Annotated in this window: 7 protein-coding genes; 5 read left to right on the top strand and 2 right to left on the bottom strand. The window is 44.4% G+C overall.

Going from position 1 to position 6815, the window contains the following annotated elements; genetic code table 11:
- Positions 1–552 precede the first annotated feature (552 nt).
- From M595_RS26635 to M595_RS26625, 3 genes are all read left to right on the top strand, one after another.
- Entirely contained in the window at positions 553–672 is a 120-nt protein-coding gene (locus tag M595_RS26635; RefSeq protein ID WP_023069698.1) for a photosystem II protein Y, read from the top strand.
- Positions 673–815: 143 nt separating this feature from the next.
- Positions 816–2396, top strand: coding sequence for a Na+/H+ antiporter (locus tag M595_RS26630; protein WP_023069702.1), 1581 nt, complete (start codon positions 816–818; stop codon positions 2394–2396).
- Positions 2397–2917: 521 nt separating this feature from the next.
- Positions 2918–3190 carry a hypothetical protein gene (locus M595_RS26625; protein WP_023069697.1) on the top strand — a complete coding sequence of 91 codons (273 nt, stop codon included), beginning with the start codon at positions 2918–2920 and terminating at the stop codon, positions 3188–3190.
- Here the strand turns inward: M595_RS26625 and M595_RS26620 are convergent.
- On the bottom strand, positions 3187–3999 hold the full coding sequence (locus tag M595_RS26620; RefSeq protein WP_023069701.1) for a TrmH family RNA methyltransferase: 813 nt from the start codon (positions 3997–3999) through the stop codon (positions 3187–3189). The two genes, M595_RS26625 and M595_RS26620, sit on opposite strands and share 4 nt — an antisense overlap.
- A gap of 58 nt (positions 4000–4057) precedes the next feature.
- Positions 4058–4204, bottom strand: a complete 147-nt coding sequence (locus M595_RS31350) for a hypothetical protein (protein WP_023069700.1) — start codon at positions 4202–4204, stop codon at positions 4058–4060.
- 119 nt (positions 4205–4323) lie between these two features.
- On the opposite strand from M595_RS31350, the gene M595_RS26615 reads away from it, so the two are divergent.
- Both M595_RS26615 and purL read left to right on the top strand, forming a co-directional pair.
- Positions 4324–4947, top strand: a complete 624-nt coding sequence (locus M595_RS26615) for a GIY-YIG nuclease family protein (protein WP_023069699.1) — start codon at positions 4324–4326, stop codon at positions 4945–4947.
- A 241-nt stretch (positions 4948–5188) separates the two neighbouring features.
- Positions 5189–6815 (top strand): phosphoribosylformylglycinamidine synthase subunit PurL (purL, locus tag M595_RS26610; RefSeq protein ID WP_023069696.1); only part of this gene is annotated, 1627 nt, incomplete at its 3' end.

The following is a 6815-nucleotide window of genomic DNA, read 5'->3' as shown; positions in this document are numbered from 1 at the left end:
AGGTAGGGAAGTGGGGTTCCGGGGGTTCCGGGGGTTCCGGGGGAGGTAGGGAAGTGGGGTTCCGGGGGAGATGGGGGTGCAGGCAGGGCTGTTTCATTCTAAGTCATCCGTTCACCGCATCTGAATTGGTGCGGAATGCACTGCCGCAGGCAAGAGGGAATAGGGAGGTGGGGTTCCGGGGGAGGTGGGGTTCCGGGGGTTCCGGGGGTTCCGGGGGTTCCGGGGGTGGTGGGCAGAGGACTTTTTTCCGATGAAAAATAACTTTTTATGAATAAAAATCCTCCCTACCTCCCTACCTCCCTACCTCCCTACCTCCCTACCTCCCTACCTCCCTACCTCCCTACCTCCCTACCTCCCCACCTCCCCACAAATCAAGTTTTAGGGCTAGAACGCGCACGGCCCTGGGGGGTGCAGGGGGAGAAACTGTTCACTGAAAACTGGTCATTGGTCACTGTCTCCCCGAGTGCCTATAAAAATTTTTATTGAGCAATACCGAAAAATGAGATAAAAATAAAGTTATGAGAATTTTTTTAAGAAACTGGAGGAGAGCAAATGGATTTTGATTTTCGTCTCGTTGTAGTCTTACTGCCGATCGCGATCGCTGGAGGCTGGGCTGTCTTTAATATTGGAGCCGCTGCCCTCAGACAAGTTCAAGGCTTTCTCAGTAGATAAGGCTATAAACAACCCATAACATCTCAATCATTGCCGACTGTTCTCTCATCTGCGAGAGGATAGTCGGCTTTTAGTTGGGGTAAAATCCCCAGAGCTTGGTATGATATTCGTGTTTTTGGCTTTAACCCAACATCCTAAATCCCATGACTCCAGAAACTGCCCTAAGTGAAATCGCCATCAAGCAAAACCTAGAGCAATTTTTATTAGTTCTACTGGTTTCTCTCAGTGTAGCCACCATCTCCCGCCTATTTGTATGGTTTCGTCGCATTCCCTTCACTCTGCTGTTAGTGATTGTTGGATCAATTCTGGCGTTTGAGGACATTCGCCTCGTTAATCTCTCCCCGGAACTGATTTTAGAAATTTTTCTTCCCCCCTTACTCTTTGAAGCGGGTTGGAATATGAAGTGGCGAGAGTTGAAACGAGATTTAGTTCCCGTTACCTTATTTGCCATTGTTGGGGTGATTATTTCTGTTGTGGGGATCGCGTTTGGGTTAAATTGGTTTGCAGGAATTCCCCTGGCGATCGCTTTATTAGTCGGGGCGAGTCTATCGGCGACTGATCCGATCTCTGTGGTGGCGTTGCTGAAAGAATTAGGCGCTGGCCAACGTTTACGCACCCTGATGGAAGGAGAAAGTTTATTTAACGACGGGGTAGCAGTTGTTGCTTTTAGTTTGTTAGTCGGAATACCGATGGGAACCAGCGAGTTTTCGGTTTCCCAAACTTTACTCCAATTTTTTACTTTTGTTGGGATTGGAGGGGGTGTTGGATGTTTAATTGGATTTGGGATATCCTATCTAACTCAACGGTTTGATTCTCCCTTAGTTGAACAATCTTTAACTCTTGTTTCAGCCTACGGAACTTATGTGGTAACAGAGACGTTAGGCGGTTCGGGTGTGATTGGAGTCGTTACTGTGGGTTTGATTTTAGGGAACTTTGGTTCTCGCATTGGGATGAACCCCCGAACTCGAATTATTGTCAGTGAATTTTGGGAGTTTTTAGCGTTTTTTGTCAATTCAATTGTTTTTTTGTTAATCGGCGATCAGATTCAATTTCCCAATTTAGCTGCTAATATTCAACCGATCCTGATTACAATTGGGGGAATGGTTTTAACCCGAGCGATTAGTACCTATGGGTTAAGTGCGATTAGTAATGGGTTCGCCAATTCTAAAATTGATTTCAAAATCCAGACGGTTCTGTGGTGGGGAGGCTTAAGAGGTTCAGTTTCTATTGCGTTGGCTTTGAGTGTCCCGACTGCTTTACAACAACGCGATGAGATTATTGCGACGGTATTTGGTGTAGTCTTATTTACGCTATTAGTTCAAGGCTTAACGACTCAATCATTACTCGAAAAATTGGGGTTAATTGGCGATCAACCCCTGCGTCAAGAATATCAAGAATTGATCGCTCGTCGTGTGGCTTTAAACCGCGTTCAAAATCATTTAACTGAGGTAATTCGTAGACAAGAAACTGACCCGGAGTTTTATCGATATCAAGCCGATTTAGTCAATCAAGAGTTAAAAGCCATTCAAGAAAAAATTGATAAGATGCAAGCTGAATATTCTTTTTTACAAGAACTCAGTCTGAATCTATTATTAGAGGAAATGGTTGATATTGAAGCCGATACCTATGCAGATTTAATTCGTTCAGGTCGTCTTGATAGCAATCTCTCACCCATTCTTTGGAAAGTCTTTGAAGAACAGAAAAAAACAAATGAAGCTCAATAATCGGTTTTCCCTGAATATTCCAGACATCGGACGGAAAGATCAGAACAAAGCAATTTAAAATCCGAGGTAGAAAAGCGACACGATCCATTTGAGTCACCGCTCAAATAAATTTGTGTCGTCAACGGGGGTCAAATGAGTTAATATATTGAGAACATGAGCAAAAAGCACGAACCGCCCAAAGTCGATTCAAAATGCGAGCCGATACCAATATTTGACGAATGTTCTAATTGCACTAAAATAGTTAAGAAGTCTGAATCAACAAAGACTCGTAACATAGATCTGCGCGTGTTAGCGACAACCCAATCATTGTACTACTTTGAACAGACTCAACACCATAAGGGTGAAAGTGTTACCGTATGGGCAGATTAGACCGACAGTGAACCTTTGATTTGATGATTAACGTCATCGTAACAGTTACAAATCAGTGCATTCTACTGTTTTTTCCGGTTGAGTTGTAGATTGTTATGAACTAAGCTCACAAATCAAGCCCTGTTGTTGAATACTGAAGGAGTCACCCAGCTATGGATGAGAAAAAGCAGCAAGATTTACGTCGTCATGCGGCTGAAAATTTTTTCAACTCGTTTGAAAAACAATTGCTGGAAACTTTTCAAGAATCTGAATCTGAACCAGCCCCACCAGCCCCACCAATCCCACCAGCCCCAACTCGTTCAAAGAAATCGAAAAAAACTCAAAATCCTTCTCCTGAACCTATTGATTTGTCTGCTTTAGAAGAAGCGATCGCAGATATCGATCAATACCTACAAAATCAATCGCCTCAACCTCCTGAGGCTTAGGATGAGGGTAAATTTGAGGGTAAATTTAGTGTTTGGTTTTGGTGTTGTCGTTGAGCTTCATACAACATCAAAGCCGCACAAATTGCCACATTTAAGGACTCAACTCCTCCAGATAGAGGGATCTGAACGTGCTGATTTGCCAGTGCGGTGAGTGAACTCGATAAACCTGCACCTTCGTTTCCCAGTAATACTATCGTCGGTTGTTGAAAGTCAAGTTCCCAGTACGTTAAATCAGCATCGGGTAAAGTCGCCACAATCTGAACTCCCTGCTGTTGGGCGAGGGTGAGTTGCTCAGTTAAATCACCACAAACCGCCATCGGTAGCCGAAACCACGCCCCTGCTGAAGCCCGTAACACTTTGGGATGATCGAGATCAACACTATCGTTACTCAACCACAACCCATCGACACCTGCTGCTGCTGCGGTACGAATCATTGTTCCCAAATTCCCAGGATCTTGTACTGTTTCTAGGGCGAGTCCGATCTGGCTAATGGCTACAGTCTGGGGTTGAGGACGGGGAGCCGTGGCAATAATCCCATCAGGGTTAACTGTTGTGGCGATCGCTTGTAAGACTCGTTCATTGACTTCTTCACTGCGGCTAGCGGCTTGACAAACACCTTCCCAAAGAGCAGGATAACGATTTTGCCATTGTGGAGTATAACAAACCGTTAGAAGCGGATATTGTGTCGCTAGTGCTTCTTCAATTAAATGTGTTCCTTCCAACAAGAATAGTTGTTGTTCTCGTCTCCCCTTGGTTCGTTGTAGTTTGCGAAGCTGTTTAATCAGGGGATTTTGAACACTGGTCAGCATATTGAGAATTTTCAAGCCGAAACTAAAAAAGATGACCCTCGCCAGTTTGGTCGCAACGTCACGAAACCCGCAGCTTGGGTTTGATTCTATATTCTACCATATCCGCCAGGAAAACACCACGATTGATGTTGGCTTCGGCGATCGCTTTTCCCCGCAAGCACTTACGACATACCCGAAATCTGCCTAAAATAATATTGCTGTTCAAACTCGGATTTCCCTGAGATGTTCACCTCCACTCCTCCCCAGATTATTTCCTTTTGACTCAATCATCAATGACAGTATTAAATCCACAGAAGACAAATAGATAATAAACTGTTTAAAATTATGAGTGAAGAATTAGAAAATGAAAAAGAGAGCAATGATAGCTCTTTAATGGATCAACCCCAAACCGGATATGTTTATCTGATTTCAGCCCCTGACTTAAACCGATGTAAAATCGGGTTCACTAAAAACTATTTGAGACGTTTTCAAGAAATAAAAAATCAGGCACCATGCAAAACTCATATTTTAGATTGCGTTGAATCCAATAATTATAAGCAAGATGAAAGAAAATTGCATCAGATGTTTCAACATCGCAGAAAACATGGCGAATGGTTTGAATTTGATTCGGAAGACCAAGCACTGGGGTTGTTTAGAGAATACTTTAGAGTTAGAAAAATTTATGAAGAAGAACTTAATGTATTGAAAGATGCAATTGCCCGATTAAAAATACAACTTGATCGTCGTGAAAAACACAAAAATAAAATCATCAAGAGATTGAAAGGTAAAATTTACGAGTTAGAAATAGAACTTTATCGTGAAGAAAAAAGCGTCAAGTTATTAGAAGAAAATATTAAAATTCAAGATGAACTATTAGCCGACGATCAAATACCAAATGATGGACTATTTTCTGAATTTATGTATTGTTTGCATGAATTGACTAAATATTTCGACTCCATCCTCAATTGATATCGGTTCTAAAAGATGGATGGTTTGACCTCGAATAATTCCTTTGACTTTCATAATCAGTTTTTGAGCGACAAATATACATCATTCTAATCCAATTCATTCTATCTTTTTAAGCCGCAAAGTAGGGGCGCAAGCCTTGCGCCCAGACGGTGAATTTAGGGAATTTTTTAACTTTATTGGCTCAACTGTTGCCCAAATGTCGGTAAAATAATTCTGCTGTATGTAATGCGATCGCCTGTAAATGTCTACCTCCACCCCTTGCCCCTTTCCCCCCGAAGAAATTGCCGACGAAGGCATCAAACCCGACGAATCCCAGGAAATCGTTAACCGCCTCGGACGCCACCCCAACAAGGCGGAACTGGGTATGTTTGGGGTGATGTGGAGCGAACACTGCTGCTACAAAAACTCCCGTCCCCTGTTAAAACAATTCCCCACGACGGGCGATCGCATTTTAGTTGGCCCCGGTGAAAATGCAGGTGTGGTAGACTTCGGAGAAGGTTTACAACTGGCGTTTAAAATCGAATCCCACAACCACCCCTCAGCGGTTGAACCCTTCCAAGGCGCCGCCACCGGAGTCGGGGGAATTTTGCGAGATATTTTCACAATGGGGGCGCGTCCCATCGCCGTGTTGAACTCGCTGCGGTTCGGTTCCCTCGACGACGCCCGGACCCGAACCCTTTTTAACGGCGTGGTTTCGGGAATTGCCCATTATGGCAACTGTTTCGGCGTCCCGACTGTAGGAGGTGAAGTCTATTTTGACCCCGCCTACGCCGGAAATCCCCTCGTAAACGCGATGGCGATCGGTTTGATGGAAACGTCGGAAATTGTGAAATCGGGGGCTTCTGGGGTCGGTAATCCCGTGCTGTATGTAGGTTCGACAACCGGACGAGATGGCATGGGCGGCGCCAGTTTTGCCAGTGCGGAACTTAGCGATGAGTCGATGGAAGACCGTCCGGCGGTGCAGGTGGGCGACCCGTTTTTAGAGAAATCTTTGGTTGAAGCCTGTTTGGAGGCGTTTAAAACCGGGGCGGTGGTGGCGGCCCAGGATATGGGGGCGGCGGGGATTACCTGTTCGACTGCGGAAATGGCTGCAAATGGGGGCGTTGGGATTGAATTAGACTTAGATAAAATCCCGGTTCGCGAAACGGGAATGGTGCCTTATGAATATTTGTTATCTGAGTCTCAGGAACGAATGTTATTTGTAGGGCAAAAAGGGCGGGAACAGGAATTAATTGATATTTTTCATCGCTGGGGACTGCAAGCGGTTGTGGCGGGAACGGTAATCGAAGAATCGATTGTCAGAATATTATTTAAAGGAGAAATTGCCGCAGAAATTCCAGCAACAGCTTTAGCAGATAACACGCCAATTTATGATCGGGAACTGTTAGCCGAAGCCCCAGAATATGCCCGTAAAGCTTGGGAATGGACGGAGGATTTATTACCGCCTTGTACGGTTTCGGGGATTAACATTCAAAATACTTTTAAAACCTGGAATGAAATTTTATTCGCGTTGTTAGATACGCCCAGTATTGCGTCTAAACGTTGGATTTATCGACAATATGATCATCAAGTTCAAAATAACACGGTTATTTTACCCGGAGGCGGAGATGCGGCAATTGTGCGGTTACGTCCAGTTAATTATTTTGAGAATCAGACAAAAGTAGACTATAAACGGGGCGTTGCGGCGACGGTTGATTGTAATTCTCGTTATGTTTATTTGAATCCCTACGAAGGGGCGAAAGCGGTGGTTGCAGAAGCAGCAAGAAACCTGAGTTGTGTCGGTGCCGAACCCATTGCTGTTACCGATAATTTGAATTTTGGCAGTCCCGAAAAACCTGTCGGATATTGGCAGTTAGCAGAAGCTTGTC

It is taken from the genome of Lyngbya aestuarii BL J (assembly GCF_000478195.2).
In the GTDB taxonomy this organism is placed as follows: domain Bacteria; phylum Cyanobacteriota; class Cyanobacteriia; order Cyanobacteriales; family Microcoleaceae; genus Capilliphycus; species Capilliphycus aestuarii.
Note: the sequence above shows the minus strand (reverse complement) of the source record. Positions and strands in the feature narration are given on the sequence as shown.

Bases quoted from the DNA above. Each gene is read 5' to 3' on its own strand.
- M595_RS26635 (WP_023069698.1), top strand. From the start codon at position 553: ATGGATTTTGATTTTCGTCTCGTTGTAGTCTTACTGCCGATCGCGATC.
- M595_RS26625 (WP_023069697.1), top strand. From the start codon at position 2,918: ATGGATGAGAAAAAGCAGCAAGATTTACGTCGTCATGCGGCTGAAAAT.
- M595_RS26620 (WP_023069701.1), bottom strand. From the start codon at position 3,999: ATGCTGACCAGTGTTCAAAATCCCCTGATTAAACAGCTTCGCAAACTA.
- M595_RS26615 (WP_023069699.1), top strand. From the start codon at position 4,324: ATGAGTGAAGAATTAGAAAATGAAAAAGAGAGCAATGATAGCTCTTTA.
- M595_RS26630 (WP_023069702.1), top strand. From the start codon at position 816: ATGACTCCAGAAACTGCCCTAAGTGAAATCGCCATCAAGCAAAACCTA.